Source organism: Bradyrhizobium sp. LB8.2 (assembly GCF_040548035.1).
Classification (GTDB): Bacteria; Pseudomonadota; Alphaproteobacteria; order Rhizobiales; family Xanthobacteraceae; genus Bradyrhizobium.
The window spans coordinates 1-18715 of record NZ_JBEPQV010000039.1; the positions used below are offsets into that span (position 1 = coordinate 1).

Annotated in this window: 15 protein-coding genes; 5 read left to right on the forward strand and 10 right to left on the reverse strand. The window is 64.2% G+C overall.

Annotated features, from left to right (window positions below; translation table 11 throughout):
- The first annotated feature begins 262 nt into the window (after positions 1-262).
- Positions 263-1084 (forward strand): enoyl-CoA hydratase, encoded by an 822-nt coding sequence (locus ABIB06_RS33615; RefSeq protein ID WP_354052307.1) that lies wholly within the window; start codon positions 263-265, stop codon positions 1082-1084.
- Between the two features lie 4 nt (positions 1085-1088).
- Here ABIB06_RS33615 and ABIB06_RS33620 read toward each other — a convergent pair whose 3' ends face one another.
- Positions 1089-1988, reverse strand: a complete 900-nt coding sequence (locus ABIB06_RS33620) for a LysR family transcriptional regulator (RefSeq protein ID WP_354052308.1) — start codon at positions 1986-1988, stop codon at positions 1089-1091.
- Positions 1989-2070: 82 nt separating this feature from the next.
- On the opposite strand from ABIB06_RS33620, the gene ABIB06_RS33625 reads away from it, so the two are divergent.
- Positions 2071-2403 carry a DUF1330 domain-containing protein gene (locus tag ABIB06_RS33625; protein WP_456650823.1) on the forward strand — a complete coding sequence of 111 codons (333 nt, stop codon included), beginning with the start codon at positions 2071-2073 and terminating at the stop codon, positions 2401-2403.
- 57 nt (positions 2404-2460) lie between these two features.
- Positions 2461-2778 (forward strand): antibiotic biosynthesis monooxygenase family protein, encoded by a 318-nt coding sequence (locus tag ABIB06_RS33630; protein WP_247441283.1) that lies wholly within the window; start codon positions 2461-2463, stop codon positions 2776-2778.
- Positions 2779-2924: 146 nt separating this feature from the next.
- Here the strand turns inward: ABIB06_RS33630 and ABIB06_RS33635 are convergent, their stop codons facing one another.
- The 3 genes from ABIB06_RS33635 to ABIB06_RS33645 form a co-directional block, all read right to left on the reverse strand.
- Positions 2925-4004 carry an isocitrate/isopropylmalate dehydrogenase family protein gene (locus ABIB06_RS33635; RefSeq protein ID WP_354052310.1) on the reverse strand — a complete coding sequence of 360 codons (1080 nt, stop codon included), beginning with the start codon at positions 4002-4004 and terminating at the stop codon, positions 2925-2927.
- Between the two features lie 134 nt (positions 4005-4138).
- Positions 4139-5206 carry an alcohol dehydrogenase gene (locus ABIB06_RS33640; RefSeq protein WP_247348276.1) on the reverse strand — a complete coding sequence of 356 codons (1068 nt, stop codon included), beginning with the start codon at positions 5204-5206 and terminating at the stop codon, positions 4139-4141.
- Positions 5207-5377: 171 nt separating this feature from the next.
- A complete protein-coding gene (locus ABIB06_RS33645) occupies positions 5378-6574 on the reverse strand; it encodes a CaiB/BaiF CoA transferase family protein (RefSeq protein ID WP_354052311.1) in 1197 nt (398 codons plus the stop codon).
- Between the two features lie 191 nt (positions 6575-6765).
- On the opposite strand from ABIB06_RS33645, the gene glgA reads away from it, so the two are divergent.
- A complete protein-coding gene (glgA, locus tag ABIB06_RS33650) occupies positions 6766-8181 on the forward strand; it encodes a glycogen synthase GlgA (protein ID WP_354052313.1) in 1416 nt (471 codons plus the stop codon).
- 162 nt (positions 8182-8343) lie between these two features.
- Here glgA and ABIB06_RS33655 read toward each other — a convergent pair whose 3' ends face one another.
- The 5 genes from ABIB06_RS33655 to ABIB06_RS33675 form a co-directional block, all read right to left on the reverse strand.
- Positions 8344-9288: an oxygenase MpaB family protein gene (locus tag ABIB06_RS33655; protein WP_354052315.1), complete on the reverse strand. Its 945-nt coding sequence runs from the start codon at positions 9286-9288 to the stop codon at positions 8344-8346.
- 114 nt (positions 9289-9402) lie between these two features.
- Positions 9403-10716 (reverse strand): MFS transporter, encoded by a 1314-nt coding sequence (locus ABIB06_RS33660; protein ID WP_354052316.1) that lies wholly within the window; start codon positions 10714-10716, stop codon positions 9403-9405.
- A gap of 23 nt (positions 10717-10739) precedes the next feature.
- Positions 10740-11261 (reverse strand): PRC-barrel domain-containing protein, encoded by a 522-nt coding sequence (locus ABIB06_RS33665; protein ID WP_247348267.1) that lies wholly within the window; start codon positions 11259-11261, stop codon positions 10740-10742.
- A 21-nt stretch (positions 11262-11282) separates the two neighbouring features.
- Positions 11283-13487, reverse strand: a complete 2205-nt coding sequence (locus ABIB06_RS33670; RefSeq protein ID WP_247441268.1) for an amylo-alpha-1,6-glucosidase — start codon at positions 13485-13487, stop codon at positions 11283-11285.
- 56 nt (positions 13488-13543) lie between these two features.
- Positions 13544-15307 (reverse strand): ABC transporter ATP-binding protein, encoded by a 1764-nt coding sequence (locus ABIB06_RS33675; RefSeq protein ID WP_354052318.1) that lies wholly within the window; start codon positions 15305-15307, stop codon positions 13544-13546.
- A 275-nt stretch (positions 15308-15582) separates the two neighbouring features.
- Here ABIB06_RS33675 and ABIB06_RS33680 point away from each other — a divergent pair, with 275 nt between their 5' ends.
- A complete protein-coding gene (locus ABIB06_RS33680) occupies positions 15583-16653 on the forward strand; it encodes a glycosyltransferase family 4 protein (protein WP_247348261.1) in 1071 nt (356 codons plus the stop codon).
- Between the two features lie 76 nt (positions 16654-16729).
- Here the strand turns inward: ABIB06_RS33680 and ABIB06_RS33685 are convergent, their stop codons facing one another.
- Positions 16730-18661: an alkyl/aryl-sulfatase gene (locus tag ABIB06_RS33685; protein WP_354052320.1), complete on the reverse strand. Its 1932-nt coding sequence runs from the start codon at positions 18659-18661 to the stop codon at positions 16730-16732.
- Positions 18662-18715 lie beyond the last annotated feature (54 nt).

The window sequence follows — 18715 nt, forward strand, 5'->3', positions numbered from 1 at the left end:
GCAATGCGCGCCGACAAGACCCACCAGAGCTTCACTTCAATGATCTATCTGGCCGCGGCCGCGATAAACTCCAGATGAATCCCAACAGACCCTAGGGCATGACTCCGAAAAGCGTGCAGCGGTTCTCCGAAAAGATCATGCTCAATAAGTAACGCCATGCAATCGCGGGACAGGCGGATGCAAAGCCGCATCCCTTGCCGCGGTTGACCCGGGCCCTGCCCCGGCCGCACATTGCGCCCGGCCTACGACAAGCGAGCGCGCGATGCCTGATATCTCCAGCACGACCGAGACACCTTACGCCAGCGGCAAGATCCTCAAGCACATCGCCAATGGCGTCGGCGTGATTACCTTCAACAATCCCGACAAGCGCAACGCGATGTCGCTGGAGATGTGGGAGGGATTTGGCGAGGCACTGGCGAGCCTGCGCGACGACGATGCCGTGCGCGTCGTGATCCTGCGCGGCGCCGGCGGCAAGGCGTTCGTGTCGGGCGCCGATATCAGCCAGTTCGAGAAGACACGCCATAACGCCGCCGCGTCCGAGGAATATGCAAAACGCAGCGCCGCCCAGCGCGCGCTGCTCGCCGACTATCCCAAGCCGACGATCGCGAGCATCCAGGGTTTTTGCCTCGGCGGCGGCATGCAGGTCGCGATGCTCGCCGACATCCGCATCGCCTCCCATGGCAGCCAGTTCGGCATTCCCGCGGCGAAACTCGGCATCGCCTACGGCTATGATGGATTGAAGCACCTGGTGTCGCTGGTCGGACCGTCCTGGGCGCGGCTCCTGATGTACACGGGCATGCGCATCGATTCCACCGAAGCGCTGCGCATCGGGTTGGTCGAGCGCGTGTTCCCCATCGATGAGCTCTGGGGTGAGACGATGACAATCGCGCAGACGATCTCCGAGAACGCCCCGCTCGCGATCAAGGCGGCCAAGACTACCATCGCGCAAGTGCTGAAGGACGAAAGCGCGCGCGACATGGACGCGATCAAGGCAGTCGGCAGGGCCTGTATGGACAGTGCTGATTTTCGCGAGGGCCGGCAGGCTTTCATGGAGAAGCGCAAGCCGCAGTTTTCGGGGAAGTAGCGCCTCATACGGCCGTGGCTGTCTTCACTGTCCTCTGACTCACCGACCGGGAGCTCTGCAACATCTCCTTCAAGGCCTGAACGTTCGCGGAGCCCGCTCCCCTGCGCCAGATGAGCACAGTCCACGCCCGATTCTCCGTTCGTCCCAACGGGTGGACGCTCAACAGCCTTCTGTCTGGAAAAGTGGTCAGAACGCTTTTGGGGATCAGCGCGACGCCCATGCCCGCAACGACGCAGCCCAGCATTGCGTGATACGACGCCAGCTCGATCATGCGCACCGGCATTTCGTTTCGCCTTGCGTACCAGTCTTCAAGCCGCTTGCGATGCGGGCATCCGTGTTCGAAGACGATGATGGTACGTGGCAGGTTGCTGCCTTTCTTGACGATCGGCGGATGATTGGCAGCCGCAATAATCACCAACTCCTCCTCGAAGGCGAGCACCTTCTCAAAGGGCTCATCGGCGATGGGTTCGGCAACAAGGGCTGCATCGAGATCGCCGGCGAGAATGGCGCTCGCGAGAACCTGCGGATTGCCGGTGCGAAGCTCCAGAACGACCCCTGGATGCCGTCTGTGGTATTCGCTGAGCAGTCCCGGCAGCCTGACAGCGGCCGTGCTTTCCATCGCGCCGAGGCGGAACGTTCCGCGGGGTTTTGCGTCTTGCAGGGCATCGCGTGTTTCATCCGCAAGCGCGAGCAAGCGATTGGCGTAGCCAAGCAGCACTTGCCCCTGGGGCGCCAGATGAAGACGCTTACCCTCTCGAATGAAGAGGGCCACGCCGAGATCCTCTTCCAACTGCCGGATACGGGTCGTCACATTGGACTGAACGCGATGCAGCCGCTCGGCCGCGCGGGTCACGCCGCCTTCGCGCACGACAGCGATGAATATCCGCAGATCCGACAGATCCATACATCTCTCAGTGTGATCAATTAGATCATAATTATTCATTATATGTGATTACGCGCCTCAGGTAAAGATCACGGCACGGACGATGGCTTCTGCCATCCGGGAAACAACAACGGAGAATGACGTGCCGAAGGCTTATTGGATTGTACGCGTCTCGGTTCGCGATGAGCAAAACTACCCCGAGTACCTTGCTGCGGCTAACCTGGCGTTCAAGAAATTCGGCGCAAAATTCATCGTGCGTGGCGGGGCGTACGAAAAAATGGAGGGAGAGGCCCGCGAGCGGAACGTCGTGGTCGAATTCAAGGACCGTTCCACGGCCGCTGCCTGCTACGCAAGTCCGGAATATCAGAGTGCGCGGATTATTCGTCAAAAGTATGCGGACGCCGACTTCATTATCATTGACGGCATTGCCGACTAGGGCGACTGCCGCCGCAAAGGCCGTGAACCGAGTTCGTCCCACACAGGAGCCTATCTGATGATCGTCACTGTATTTCGCACTCGAATGAATCCCGGCGCTCAGGATGAGTATGGGCCGATGGCAAAACGCATGAGCGAACTCGCGCGAACAATACCGGGTTACATTTCACACAAGGGCTTCGTTGCGGACGATGGAGAGCGAGTGACGATCGTCGAGTTCGAGACCGAGGAAGCGCTTCATCAATGGCGGATTGATCCCGAGCACGGCAAGGCAAAGCGGCGTGGGGTCGAAGCCTTCTTCAGCGAATTCAAGTTCCAGATTTGCAGCGTCATGCGGGAGCGGACGTGGACTGCGAGGGCAATTCGCGGCGCTTGAACTGACTATCGATCGGCGGACAGCCAAGTCGCTCGGAGTAGAAGCCTCAGGAAGCGGCGCGCAGGTCTGGGGCGGAGGCGTTCTGGCGCTACGTACGCTGATGGGTATATCGGTTGCCTGCCCATCGCGTCGAAATCGGCGCGAGCCTACAGCGCAGCCAGCACCGCTTTCGTAATGTCCACGGTACCGTTGCGGCCGCCGAATTCCATCGGCTTGATGCCGTCGGCATAAACCTTGTCCACCGCACGCTCGATCGTCTCACCGGCTTCCGCCGCGCCCTCGACGCCGTGCTTGTCGGCGAGCCAGTCCAGCATCATCGCGGCCGACAGGATCATGCCGGTGGGATTGGCCTTGCCCTGCCCCATGATATCAGGCGCGGTGCCGTGGCAGGGCTGGAACACGGCATATTTGTCGCCGATGTCGGCCGACGGCGCCATGCCGAGCCCGCCGATCAGGCTCGCGGTGATGTCGGAGACGATGTCGCCGAACATGTTCTCCATCACCATCACGTCGAAATCCCAGGGGCGCTTCACCAGCATCGCCGAGCAGGCATCGACATAGAGCCTATCGGTCTTCACCTCGGGATGACGCTTCTCGATCTCGTCGAAAATGCCGCGGAAGAAGGCAAAGGCCTTGAACACGTTCGCCTTGTCGACGCAGGTCAGCATCCCGGGCTTGCCGCGCGCCTTGCGCCGCTCGGCGAGGCGAAACGAGAACTCGAACAGGCGCTCGGACGTCCTGCGCGTGATCACCATGGTCTCGCGGGCGTCCTCATGGGTGACGACGCCCTTGCCCATCGAGGCGAACAGGCCCTCGGTGGACTCCCTGATCACGACGAGATCGATGCCGCGCTGGTCGGCGCCGACGATCGGGCTCGACACGCCCGGAATGAGCCGCGCCGGACGCACGCCGGCATAGAGATCGAAGATGAAGCGCAGCTCGATCTGCGGCGCGATCTCGGTGTTGTCGGGATAGCGCACCGACGGCAGGCCGCAGGCCCCAAGCAGGATCGCGTCCGCCTCCTCGCACAGCTTGATCGTGGTGTCGGGCATCGACTTGCCGGTGGCGAGGTAATGATTGGCGCCCGCCGGCGCTTCGGTGAAGCGGAAGCTCAAGCCGGATTTCGTCTCGATCTTGCGCAGGACTTCGATGGCCGGCGCCATCACTTCGGGACCGATGCCGTCACCGGCGAGCACGGCAATGTGGAAGGCGTTGTTTGCGCACATCGGATTTCCTGCGCGAAAATTAAGTGAGGCCGTCATTGCGAGGAGCTTTTGCGACGAAGCAATCCAGAAATGCATCCGTGGAGGCAGTCTGGATTGCTTCGCTTCGTTCGCAATGACGGAGGATAGGGCCTTCGCTACGGCGTCAGCACCGTGCGCCCGACGACCGCACCCTGCTGCAGCTGCACCAGCGCGTCGTTGGCTTTGTTGAGCGGCTGCCGCGTCACCGGGATCGGCGCTACGTTCTTCGTTCGCACCAGGTCGAGCAGCTCCTGCGTCTCGCGCAGGTTTCCGACATAGCTGCCCTGGATCGTCACCGCCTTGATCGGAATCAGCGGCAGCGCCCAGGTCGCGCCGCCGCCGAACAGGCCGACGATGACGAGCTTGCCGCCCTTGGTCAGGCAGTCGAAGCCCAGCTGCGTGGTGGCGGCGTTGCCGACGAGATCGAGCACGGCGCGGATCGGACCACCGGCTTTCTTGGCAAGCTGCTCCAGCGCGTCCGGCGCCTTGGGATCGACGGTCGCGAGCGCACCGGCCTTCTCCGCGGCTTCGCGCTTCTTCGCATCGATGTCCACCATGATCGCGCCCTTGCCGCCCATGGCCTTCAAGAGCGACAGCGCCATCAGGCCAAGCCCGCCGGCACCGAACATCACGATCGGCGTGTCGAAGTGCTGCTCGACCTTTTTCAGCGCGCTGTAGGTGGTGACACCCGAGCAGGCATAGGGTGCTGCCGACGCGGGATCGAGCCCTCTGAGATTGAGCAAATAGCGTGGATGCGGCACCAGCATGTGATCGGAATAACCACCGTCGCAATAAACGCCGAGCGAGCGCGGTGTCAGGCACATGTTCTCGTCACCGCCGAGGCAGGTGGCGCATTTGCCGCAGCCGATCCAGGGATAGACCAGGCCGACGTCGCCAAGCTTGAGATCGCCCTGGTCGGTCGGCTTCACGTCCGGACCGAAGGCGAGGATTTCACCGACCGTCTCGTGCCCCATGGTCAGCGGCAAATTGATGCCGCGATCCTTCAGCGACAGCGGCTTGCGGCCGTGGCCGAGATCGTAGCCGCCTTCCCAGATGTGGAGGTCGCTATGGCAGACGCCGGCGGCCTTCACCTTGATCAGAACCTGCGTGCCGGACGGCTGCGGCGTCGCCTCGTCGAACTCCTGCAGCGGCGCCTTGAAATCGGCAACCTTGAAACTCTTCATCGGCGTCCTCCCGGATGCTTTTCTTGTCGTCGCCACCATGGCATGGGCGGCAGGACGAGACAAACTCGGACCTGTCTAGTTTAGGCTGGCGGATGATGGCAAGCCGACCACGCGCAACGCCGCATTGCTTGCCGCACGATGCTATCGTCGGCTTTGCCGTCAGACTTGCCGTCAGACTTGCGCGGCTGTTTTGCCTGACGGAATTGGTCCACCGTCGGTGAGCCCGATCTCCGCCCGCAGCCGGTCCGTGTGCTCGCCAAGCACGGCCATCGTCTTGCCCGGTGTCGTGTCGGCACCGCTCATCCGAAACGGCAGATTGAGGACCTGGAACGAGCCACCTTCGTCCTCCACCGACGAGAGCGCCTCACGATGCGCGATCTGCGGATCGGCCAGTGCTTCGGACACGGTGCGGTAGGCCGAGGCCGGCACGCCGGCCGCACCTAGCGCGACAAGACAGACATCCGTCGAGAGCTGCCGCGACCAGGCCTCGACACCGTCCATCAAGTCGGCCCAATTGTCGCGACGCGCGGCGTAGGTGGCGAAGCGCGGATCGGAAATCCATTCGGAGCGGCCGATCACCCCCATCAGCCCCTGAAACGTCTTCTCGCTGGCAACCGTGATCATGACATACCCGCTCGCTGTCTCGGTCGGCCCGAACATCGGGCGCGGCGGCGGCTTCACGGCGAACTGCGAGTTCTGCAACTCGATCACTGTCAGCGTCAGCATCGATTCCAGCATGGAGACGTCGATGTGCTGGCCGAGCCCAGTTACCGTGCGCTGGTAGAGCGCCGACGCAATCGCGCCAAAACCGTAGGTGCCGGTGACCACGTCGGCGTGGTAGATGCCGCAATAATCCGGGCGGCTGCGGCCGGGCTGGTAGGCGAGATGGGCCATGTCGTAGCCGGAGGCCGCATGGATCACCGGTGCGTAGGCCGGCAGCTCGGCCGACGGGCCGCTCTGGCCGTAGCCGGAGATCGAGCAGTAGATCAGCTTCGGATTGACGGCGCGTATTCTGTCATAGTCGAGCCGCAGCCGGTGCATCACGCCGGGACGAAAGTTCTCGACCAGGATGTCGGCCGTCGCGGCCAGCCGGCGCACCGCCTCCTTGCCGTCCTCGGACTTGAGGTCCAGCACAACGCTCTTCTTGCCGACATTGAGCTGACCGAACACGGTGCTGCAGCCCTTGCGCAGCGGCGGGCGGGTCCGCATCGTCTCGCCGCCGTCGGTCTCGATCTTGATGACCTCGGCGCCCATGTCGGCGAGCATCCGTGCACAATGGGGACCGGCGATGGTGGTCGAAAAATCCAGGACCCTGAGGCCGGCGAAGGCCTTTGTCGTCGTCCCCTCATGCTTCTCTGATAGCCGCATGCCTGCTCGCGTCCTCGGGTCACTTAGGAACTATCGAAGTTCCTGTTGTTGGTGCGCCGACCCTAGAGGGCGACGGCTGAGTAGGAAAGTCTTTACCGAACCGATGCGCCGCGCGGGCGGGCCTGGGAATTCCAGGGCAACTGGACCCGTTCTTGCATAGCAGCAACGGGATCGGATGAGGGCAGCTGTTCTTGAGGGTCTTGTTCGTTACGACAGAGATGGACGACTTCGTCCGCGTCGGCGGACTTGGAGCCGTTTCCGCGGCTCTTCCAAGAGCGCTGCGTCCTTTCGCCGATATCCGGGTCATGTTGCCCGGCTATCGCGACATCATCGAACAACTCACGCATATTCAGATCGTTGGCCGCTGTCCGGCATTCGCGGAGATGCCGGCCTGCTCGCTCGGCCGGGCCGCGACCAAGGACGGCCTTCCGGTCTATGTGCTGTTGTGCTCACAACTCTACGACCGGCCCGGCAATCCCTATGGTGACGAGTCCGGGCGCGACTGGCCGGACAACGACATCCGCTTCGCGCGCTTGGCCTCGGCCGCCGCTGAGCTTGCCATGGGCAAGCTGGACAAGAATTGGGCAGCAGACCTGATCCATGCCAATGACTGGCAGGCCTCGCTCGTGCCGGCCTACCTGGCCTGGCGCGGCGCCAAGCTGCCGTCGATCCTGACCATCCACAACCTCGCCTATCAGGGGCTTTTCCCCAAAGACTCGCTGCGCCGGATCGGCGTCCCCGAAAGCTCCTTCCATATCGACGGCGTCGAGTTCTACGACCAGCTCTCCTTCCTCAAGGCGGGACTGGTCTATGCTTCGCACCTCACCACCGTCAGCGGCACCTACGCCCGGGAAATTACCACGGACGAATTCGGCTGCGGCCTGGAAGGCCTGCTTCGAGCCCGCTCCGACGCGGCCGAGCTCACCGGCATCCTCAACGGCATCGACGAAAGCTGGGACCCGCGCTCGTGCGCCCAGCTCGCCCAGCAGTTCGGCGCCGGCGACTGGATCGGCAAGAAAGCCAATGCGGACTATGTGCGCAAACAGTTCGGACTTGCGGTGTCGCGCGGCCCGATGTTCGGCATCGTCGCCCGGCTCGTGCACCAGAAGGGCATCGACCTCGTGCTGGCGGCGGCCGACGAGATCGTCGATGCCGGCGGGCAAATCGTGGTCACCGGCTCCGGCGAGCCGGCGCTCGAGCAGGCGCTGATCGACGCGCATCGCCGGCGGCCTGACGCGATCGGCGTCGTGATCGGCTTCAACGACGCCCAGGCGCGCCGCATCTTCGCCGGCAGCGATTTCACATTGATGCCGTCGCGCTTCGAGCCGTGCGGGCTCAGCCAGATGTACGCCCAGCGTTTCGGCTCGCTGCCGATCGGCCACCAGACCGGCGGCCTCGCCGAGACCATCACCGACGGCGAAACCGGCTTCCTGTTCTCAAAACCCTCGCACGAATCCTTCCTCGGCGGCGTCCGCCGGGCCTTCGAGGCATTCATGGCGCAGGACCAGCTCGACACCATGCGCCGCAGCGCGATGGGACGGTCGTTCTCCTGGAGCATCTCGGCCGGCAGCTACAACGCGCTGTACCGGAAGCTGGCGGCGGTGTGAGGCCAGCGCTCTCTCGTGCCCCGGACGCGGCGCAGCGTCTCTTCGACGGTGCGCTGCAGAGCCGGGGCCCATGTCGCGCAGCAGTTCGCGGCCCCTGGGTCCCGGCTCTGCGCCGCAACGCTCACGCGTCGCGGCTTGTCCGGGACAGGCGGGAGGCGCTTCTTAGCGGCGCTGATCCATCTGCGAGCGACCGATCCAGGCTCTGTTGAGGCACTGGGTCATCCAGTCGGGCTGCGGCTCGCCGTTTAGCCGCGCTTGCGCTTCCTGGTAGGGACCGACATAGCGCAACCGGTCCGGCAATTTCGGGTAGACCCGCCGGATCCATTTCAGTGCGTTGTCGGCCGACCTGGTGTTGCGCTCGTCGAGCTCAAACCCAAAGCCCGCGCGCAATGGCTCCGGCAGCAAGCTCGCCGTGAGCGCGCGATACCATCGCGGCGGCCGCAACCACGGACGCGCGCCGCCAAAGATCTGCCTCACAATCTCACGCGCGGCCGGACTGACGGTCAGCGTGTCCGACTGTGCCATCGCATTGGTGTAGGCCGCAAAGCCTGACCAATCCGCGGGCAGGTCGTCCCCCGTCAATCCGAACAAGGCGCCGAACGTCCGGCTCTCGGTCCAGTAGCGTTCGCGCTCCTCCGCCGAGAGCGGCGGCAAAACCAGATCGTGCGCCATCAGCGCCGTCTCGACCAGCGTGGCATGAACCCAGCGCAGCGAAGGGATGTCGTTGGCACAGTAGCGCGAGCCGGCCACGAACGGACCGACGGTCTCGGGCATCTCGCCGACGATCATGCTGTGGCGCCGGTACAATTGCCGCGACGACAACAGCGCGCGGTCGAGCGAGCCGAACACCATGGCAAAGACGATGTCGAAGGTGCGGTGAAATCGCCCGATCGGATCGGCGAAGGTTTTGGAATGCTCGGCGATGGCAGCGGCGACCCAAGGGTGGGCCAACTGCAGCATCAGCGCACGACCGGCGCCGAGAAAGATGACGGCCTCGCGGTCGATCCGCCAGGTCACCGAGGACGGGCCGAACACGCCGGGGACCTGCTCCGGGGCGTTGGCGCGGACTTGATCGAGGGCAAATTCCAGATCGTTCGCGGACACCACTTGCAGGGCCTTTCGATTGCGAGCGAGGACCGACGATCCGCGAGGCCTGTGGCAATTCGATGAACGGCGATTTTCTCACCCGGCCCGATCCTACGACGCCCCGGCTGAATTGGTTCAGCCGGCTATTTCTTTTGGCGCAATCATGCCCTTGCGCCGGGTCTCCGGCATCACCGTCAGGATCAGCAAAAATCCCGTCGCAGCGATGCTTGCCAGCCCGAAGAAGGCGGTGGCATTGCCAAACTTGTCGCTGATATAGCCGCCGAGCACGGTGCTCAGCGATGCACCGATGCCCATTCCCGTGCCGACGATGCCCTGCGCAAGATTGAAATGGCCGCTGCCGAAGGCGACGTCAGCCACGATCAGCGGGATCATGACTGCGAACACCGCGGCGGTGAAGCCGTCGAACACCTGCACCAGCACCAGCAAATAGGGATCGCGCACGGTGGCGAACAGCAGGCCGCGGATCGCCAGCGCGCCGAACCCGATCAGCAGCAGCGGCCGGCGGCCCCACGCTTGCGCCTTGCGTCCGACCGTCGGCGACAGCAACGCCACGATCGCCTGCGGCACGACGATGCAAAAGGCGACCAGCACCGTCGCCCACTGGGCCGATCGCGCCGTCACCGCGCTCGCCATCAGCGGCATCATCGAGGCGTTCGCCAGTTGCAACAGCAAGACGCTCAGCGCAAAGACGATGAGCGGACGCTGTCGGATCAGGTGCCAGATATTGGTGTCGCCGCGATCCTTCGCCTCGCGCGGCATTTCGCCGTGGCAGCGCGCAATGTCGACTTCATGCTCGCGGATGCGCGACAGCGCGATCAGAGTGGGGATCGCGAGCAGGAAGGAGACCAGGAACACCGAGCGGCTCGACAGGAGGTAGCCGGCCGTGCCCATTACGGCAGCCGCAACACCGTTGCCAAGCGAGGCAAAGCGGGCGTTGCGGCCGAGCCGCTCGCCGATCGCGAACGGTCCGACCAGGCCGAGGCTGATCGCCGCGATCGCCGGCCCGAGCACGCAGCTTGCTGCCGCGTGCAAGGTGGCCGCAGCCACCACCACGGGGAAGATCGGCATCGCCGCATAGGCGAGCGCGCAGCAGCCGATGGTGGCGATGGCGAGGCCCGCGACCAGCCGTTCGGATTTTGCGGCATCGATGATGGCGCCGCCCGGCATCTGTCCGATCAGAGCAACGATGCCGCCGATCGACAGCACCAGGCCGATCTCGACCTGGGTCCATTTTTGCGTTGTGAGGTAAACCGCGATGAAGGGACCGAAACCGGTCTGCACGTCGGCAAGAAAGAAGATGAACCAGTCGAGACCGCGCAGGCTCTGGCGCGACGGTGCCGGAATGCCGGGAGGCAATGGCGCGGCATCGTTGTCGTGCTTAACGCGGCCCTCGCGATCTGCATGGTTCGGCTTTCTCGACAACAGCACAGGCGGCCATCCCTCCCCGCGCCTCACTGAACCGCTTGCAGCGGTTGCAGGCTGCCGGACGCGCCGAGCACGACCATCGGCGCGTCTTCCTTGTATTCCGGCGCGGCGGCGACCTGCGCCTTGGTCAATTCCAGCGTGATGCTGTCCTTCTTGCTGGCGATCTTGCCGAACCGCAAAGCGTTCCAGTCAACCACGATCTTGCGGCTGCCGACACCGAGGAAGCCGCCGAAATCGATAACTGCAGCGCGGACATGGCCACTGCGATCGACGATGACGTCGACAATGCGACCCATGCCCTCGTTCGCCGCGCTGAGCACGTCACGGCCAAGCACACCATGCGCATCGCTGGCGCCGATGATCGTGACCGACGGCGGTGGCGCGGCATCCTTTGGCGTGACGGGGACCGATGACGCCGGCGGCTGCAGCGTCGGCGGCGCATTCGCTTCAGTTGAAGGCGCGGGCAACTCCTCCGCAGCTCGTGATACGGCGACCGTCAATCCCGCGACGATCACCACGCTCAGGATCAACCATCCGGCGGTACGCATGCACCCTCCTCCCGCGCGCCGCTAGCGCGCCAACACGATCGAGACCTGGATCTGGCCACGCGTGCGCAACACCTCCAGCGCGACGTCCTCGCCATGGCGGCTGACGCGCAGATCCACGCTGGACTCGCCCAGGCGCAGATCGCGCAAAATCACCTCGTGCAGGAACGCCGGCAGACGCGGATTGCGCAGCCGGATCTCTCCGCGCGCCACATCGAACTCGATGCCCAGCGTCGCCTCCAGCAACGTGAACGCGGTTGCGCTGGCCCAGGCCTGCGGCGCGCAGGCGACCGGATAGAGCGTCGGGCCGCGCCGCTTCTCGCGCCGGAAACCGCAGAACAATTCGGGCAACCGGCGCAGGTCCATGTAGGTTGCAGCGTCGAACAGTCCCTTGAAGACGTGCGCGACCGAATGCTTCAGCCCGTAGCGCGCGAGCCCGAGCGCGATCAGTGCGTTGTCGTGCGGCCAGATCGACCCGTCATGATAGGACATCGGGTTGTAACGCACCTCGCCGACAGCGACGGTGCGGATGCCCCAGCCCGAGTAGAAGTGCGGCCCCATCAGATCGGCGGCGACGAGACGGGCGCGATCTTCACGGATCATGCCGCTGAACAGCACCTGCCCGGCGTTTGAGGTCCGTACCTTGCAGGGCCGCTTCTTGCCGTCGAGCGCCAGCGCATAGGTGCCGAGCTCTTCGCACCAGAACGCGGCCTCGAAGCGCTCGGCCAGCGCCTTGGCCTCGGCCTCGAGCTTTTTGGCGAGATCGGGCTTGCCCAGCCGGAGCGCACAGCGCGCGGCGAGCCGCTTGGCGGCAAAGACGTAACCTTGCACCTCGGCCAGCGCGAGATTGCCTTCCGCAAGCTGGCCATCGGCATGGAAGATCGCGTCGTAGGAATCCTTCCAGCCCTGATTGGCGAGGCCCTTTTCCGTGGCGCGCTGGTATTCGACGAAGCCGTCCTTGTCGGGGTCCCCGGGGCCGTCGATCCAGGCCAGCCCCGCCTCGATGGCCGGCCACAACTCGGTCAACGTCTTCTCGTCGCCGGTGCGCTCGAAATAGCTTCCGGCGAGCAGCACGAACAAAGCGGTCGAATCCACGCTGCCGTAATACTGCGCGAACGGCACCTCGCGCAGCGCCGCCATCTCGCCGCCGCGCATCTCATGCAGAATCTTTCCGGGCGCCGCATCGTTCAGCGGATCGACCGCCTTGGCCTGGAAATGCGCGAGCCGCCGCAACACGCCCTTGGCGATGCGCGGGTCGACCCACAGCATTTGCAGAGCCGTAATCAGGCCGTCGCGGCCGAACGTCGTCGAGTACCAGGGAATCCCTGCATACGGATAGCGGCCCTGCGGCGTCTCCGTCATCAGCATGTTGAGGTCGGCCATGGACTGGCACAGCACCTCGTTGAAGATGTTGTTGGAGGTCTCGATGCTGGCGGTCCCCATCGTCGATTGCCGCATCTCGCGGCGGTGGGCGAGCAGCCCCCTGAAAAAGCGCGCCGGCTTCTCCGTGATCGGCCGATTGCAGGACACGGCCACGAACAGCGATTTCGACTCATGCGGATCGAGTTCGAGTTGCCAGGTTGCGGCATTCACCGACAACTTCGTCGGGCGCGGGTCGAAATGCAGGCATGTGGTGCGCTCGGCGTCATCAAGACCGCGGTAGTCGAACAGCACGTCGGTCGGGCCCAACAGCCGGCTCGAGCCAATGCCGCGACGCGGACGCCGCTCGCCGCGAACCTCGAACAGATCGGCGAAATCATTGTCGAACAGCAGGGTCAGCCCGAAATTGGCCGGGCGGTCGCCGTGGTTCTGCACGCCGATGCGCTGATAGGCGGTGCCGCGCCACAGGAAGATCGTGCGCACGATGTGGAGCAGGTCCTTTTGCAGCACGAGGCTGCCCTCCCGGTAGATATCCGGATTGGTGAGATCGACCGTCAGCGCCGAGTTGTCGTCGCGCAGGTTGGATCCCAGCAACAACGGCTGGAGATCGTCGAGCACGAGCTCAAGCCTCGCAAGGTAGCGCGTGTCGTGATGGAACAGGCCGTCGGGCCCGCCGGCCGAGGCGCCGATGTCGCCATGGCTGTCAAGCACGATAAAGGTATCGTCGTGCTTGAGCGAACGCCGCGGCCGCGCCGACGGTCCCGTCATCGGAATATAGAAAGGCTGCTCCGCGACCTGGTCCATGGTTCGCGTCACGGAGATGAATTGAGTAACGGCTTCAGCCGACATCAGCAGTTCCCCTGCGCTTGTTTCGACACGCAACCGACTCGAACGCGACTGTTGGTTTACGCGGCGGCCTGCGCGAGCCGGCTCATTTCCTGCGTGACCAGCGCACGATAGGGCCCGTGGCCTTGCATCAGACGTTCGGGTGACCCGTCCTCGATGATCTTACCATCCTTCAGCACGACCACGCGGTCGAAATTGCGCAACGTCGCGAGGCGATGCGCAATCGCGATGACGGTGCGGCCGCGCATCAGCCGCGACAGCGCCTCGCGGATCGCCTCCTCGGATTCGCTGTCGAGCGCGGCGGTCGCTTCGTCCAGCAGCAGGATCGGCGCGTCCTTCAGGAAGGCGCGCGCAATCGCGATGCGTTGGCGCTGGCCGCCGGACATCTTGACGCCGCGGTCACCGACCATGGTGTCGAGCCCTTCCGGCAGGCTTTCGACGAAATCGCAGCGCGCCGCAATCGCCGCACGGAGCACCTCGTCGTCGGTCGCGTTCGGGCGACCATAGCGGATGTTTTCGCGAATCGAGCGGTGGAACAGCGAGATGTCCTGCGGCACGACCGAAATGGCCTCGCGCAGACTCAGCTGCGTCACCTTGGAAATATCCTGACCGTCGATGGTGAGGCTGCCCTCGTCGGTATCGTAGAAGCGCTGCAGCAGCGTGAACAGCGTCGACTTGCCGCCGCCGGACTGGCCGACCAGCCCGACGCGCTGGCCGGGTTGCAGGCGCAGGCTGAACCGCTCGAAGATCTTCTCGCCGCCGGGATAGCCGAAGGTGACATTATTGTACGCGATCGCGGCGCCGCTCTTCACCAGCGGCTCGGCCTCGGGGTGGTCGCGCAATTCATGCGGCACCAGCAGCGTGGCGATCGCCTCGGTCAGCCGCGCAACGTGCTGGGTGACGTCGACCAGCGCCACCGCGAGATCGCGCGTCGCGTTCAAAATGGAGAGACCGAGGGTGCAGACCAGCACGACGTCGCCGGTGGTCGCCTGGCCATTCTGCCAAAGCATGATCGCCCAGGCCATCAGGGCGATCGTGAGCACGACAGTGATGCCGGCATGGATAAGTCGCAGCTTCTCCAGATAGCGCAGGCTGCGGCCGCGTGCCGTGAGTTCCCGGTTTACCGTCGCGTCGAACCGCTCGTGCTCATGCCCGATACCGCAGAAGGCGCGCACCAGCGGCATGTTGCTGATGACGTCGATCATCTCGCCGTCGACGACGGCGGCCTTGTCGGCGAAGTCGTCATGCAGCGGCTTGCCCGCAGCAGCGAGGCGGAACATCGCCAGCACCATGCCGCCGGCCACCACCATCAGGCCGAGCGCCATGTAAGGACTGACGGTTCCAATCAAAGCGATTGCCGCAACTGTGGCGATGCACGGCGGCAACACATTCCAGACGAACATGTTCTCGACGGTGAACACCGCGTTCGACGTCGCCGTGATGCGGCTCGTCAGCATGCCGGGCATGCGGTCAGAGAAGTAGCTCGGCGCGTGGCCGGTCAGATGACGAAATATGTCACGGCGTAAATCACCCGTGACACGAACGAAGGTGAAGCTCGCCGTCCAGCTCGCGATCCGCCACAGGAAGTTGTCGGCGGCGATCAGCGACATGAGTAAAATGAATGCCAGCCATACGCTGCCACCATGTGAAGTTCCGGCGGTCAGGCTGTCGACGAGAGATTTGACGCCGTACTGCGTGCCTACGGAGCAGGCAACGGCCGCAACGACAGCGGTCAGGATCACGAGATGCGACGCCAGGCGACGCCGGAGATAGCGCAAAACAAAGGCGAATGGCCGGCGCGCGTATCCAGAAAGATGATCCATGTGACTATCGACCCCGTCGTGATGTTTTCAATTTTTCTGTTAGTCGACTGAACATCGACCACTTCGCCTCGGTTCCCGGGCAAACCCATCACGACATGCGGATGCGGACGATCTGCGGAGATGTGATGGCAGCACCGCGACGAGCACCCGACGTGTCCAATAAGTAACCTCTGAGGGAAGGAACTTCGCAAGTGCGGGAACGTTCCCCTGACTGGCATTGCCGGTGCCGCAAAGACTGGGGGTTTCACGTTCATGATCGCAGAGGAGATGGCGAGATGCGCATCGCGCAGGTAGCTCCGTTGACGGAGGCTGTTCCACCCAAGCTGTATGGCGGCACCGAGCGGGTGGTGCATTGGTTGACGGAAGAGCTGGTGGCCCTTGGACACGACGTGACGCTGTTCGCCAGCGGCGATTCGCAGACCTCGGCGAAGCTGGATGCCTTATGGCCGCGGGCGCTCCGCCTCGACGGTTCCGTGCGCGATCCCAATGCGCTGCACATGGTGATGCTGGAGCGGGTGCGGCAGAAATGTGACGACGAGGAGTTCGACTTCCTCCACTTCCATCTCGATTATTATCCGTGGTCGCTGTTCTACCGGCAGCCGACGCCGTTCCTGACTACGCTGCACGGCCGGCTCGACCTCCCGGAGCATCAGCCGGTCTTCAACACCTTTTCGAAGGTCCCCGTCATCTCTATCTCGAACGCGCAGCGGCGGCCGGTGCCGCAGGCGAACTGGGTAAGGACGATCCACCACGGCCTGCCGGAGAATCTGTTGACGCCGAAGCCGGCGAAGCAGGAATATCTCGCCGTGCTCGGCCGCATCGCGCCGGAAAAGGGCGTCGACCGCGCCATCAAGATCGCGACCCATTGCGGGATTCCGCTGAAGATCGCGGCCAAGGTCGACCGTACCGACCAGGATTACTATGACGAGCTGATCCGGCCGATGATCGAAAACAATCCGCTGGTGGAATTCATCGGCGAGATCAGCGATCACGAGAAGTCGGACTTTTTGAGCGGCGCACTCGGCCTGTTGCTGCCGATCGACTGGCCGGAGCCGTTTGGTCTCGTCATGATCGAAGCCATGGCCTGCGGAACGCCGGTCGTCGCCTTCAACCGTGGCTCGGTGCCGGAGATCATCGACGAGGGCCTCACCGGCTTCGTCGTCGAGGACGTCCTCAGCGCGGCCGGCGTCGTCGGCCGCCTGCAGCAACTCGACCGCTCTGCCATCCGCAAGCAGTTCGAGACGCGCTTCACGGCGCGGCGCATGGCGCTGGACTATCTCGCGGCCTATCGCAGCCTGGACGAGGAGAAGGCGCCGCGGATCAAGCTGGTGAGCAGCGCGGAGTAGCTTGCTGACCACTCTCGTGTCCCGGACGCGCTGCAACGCCTTTTGCGTTGCAGCGCAGAGCCGGGGCGCGAGAAGCTTATCTCACCGCCGCCCGCTTCGGCTCCACGATCTCGAACATGCGCGGGAAGTCGTCCATCAGGCCCATCAGCTCGGCGAGCCGCATCGGGTTGCCTGATAGCTTGACCTTGCCGGCGGCGACGGCTTCCGGGAAGCTCGTCAGCTTCGCGATCACCTCGTCAAAAGTTGAGCGCGCGAGCGTGAAGCTGGCATCCGCGCCTTCCGCCTGCACGCCCTCGGTGTAGGTGAGCGCGGAATTCTCCAGATTGAGCACGAACGTCTCGCCGGTGTCGGAAAAGCTCCAGTTCAGCACGATGTGCTTACCTTCCGCCTTCGGCCCGTTGAGGCGGATGCCGAGCACGTCCCAGAGCTGTGAGGTGCGCAGCGCCGCCAGCGTCTCGCGCGGCATCGGCGGGCGCGCCGGCACCTTCGGCATGCCCTGGCGCAATTCCTGCGCGCCGAACAGATAGGCGTTGCGCCAGGTCGCGCTTTCCGCGGCATAGCCGAGCTGCTCCAGCGTGTCCGCCAGCAACGCGCGCGCCGCCGCATTATCCGGCTCGGCAAAGACGAGATGGCCGAGCGCCTGCGCCACGAAGCGGAATTCGCCCTTGTCAAAATCGACACGCGCCCGCGCGAGAATGGCGTCGGCACCACCCATATATTCGACGTACTTCTTGCCGGATTCCACCGGCGGCAACGGATCGAGATTGACCGGATTGGCGTCATACCAGCCGAGATATTTCTGGTAGATCGCCTTCACATTGTGCCGGATATGGCCGTAATAGCCGCGGCCATGCCAGGCGCCTTCGAGACTCTTCGGCAGTTGGATGGTTTCGGCGATCTCGGCGGCGGTGAGGCCGTGGTTCATCAGGCGGATGGTCTGGTCATGCGCGAATTTGTAGAGGTCCCGCTGCTGCCGGATCATCGTGCCGATGCGGTCGCGTCCCCACACCGGCCAGTGGTGCTGGCCGCACATCGCCTCCGCCTTGCCGTCCCAGAGCTGCAAGGCCTCGCCCAGATATTTCGACCAGGCCAGCGCGTCGCGCACGTCGGCGCCGCGGAACGGCAGCAGATTGTGGAAATTGTGGGTGCAGTTCTCGGCGAGGTTCAACAGCTTGTAGCGCGGGATGAAGAAATGCATCTCCGCCGGAGCTTCGCTGTTCGGCGCCATCTGGAATTCGAATTCGACGCCGTCGATCACGCGCCTGTCGCCGGTCGCCATGATCAAATCGGTCGGCCGCAGCAGCGCCACTGAACCTGCCGCCATCGACTTGCCGAGGCCGCAATCGACCTGCCCGCGCACGCCCTTGGCGAGAAGCGGCCCGAACTGGTACTGCGCCCGGCGCAGCATCGCCGGTCCCGCGATGATGTTCTCTGAGACGGCATGCTCCATGAACAAATTGGGCGCGATGATCGGCACGCGCCCGGTGGCGAGCGCATCCTCCTCCAGCACGCCGCGCGCGCCGCCCCAATGGTCGGTGTGGGTGTGGGTAAAGATCACGGCCGCGACCGGCCGCTGGCCGCGATGCTTGTAGTAGAGATCGAGCGCCGCGCGCGCGCCCTCGATCGAGGTCAAGGTGTCCACGACGATGACGCCGCTATCGCCCTCGATCAGCGTCATGTTGGCGATGTCGAGCCCACGCACCTGGTAAACGCCAGGCACGACCTCGAACAGCCCGTGCTGCATGTTGAGCCGCGACTGCCGCCACAGGCTGGGATTGACGGTCGGCGGCGCCTGCTCGGTCGACAGGAAGCCGTAGGGTTCGAGGCTCCAGACTGTCCGTCCTTGCGGGTTTGTAATCTTCGCGTTGTCGATCGTGCCGAGAAAGCCGCGTGCGGCATCGTCGAAATCCCGCGTGTCGGAAAACGGCAGCGCGTTCAGCATCGCCGTCTGCTGCGCGATGACGGACGCCGTTGCGTCCTTCGGCTCGCTGCTGGACGTGTCTGTCATCTTGATCTCCTCCCGGCCTGTTGCGCGGCATCTAACCGCATCTCGCGGTCGATT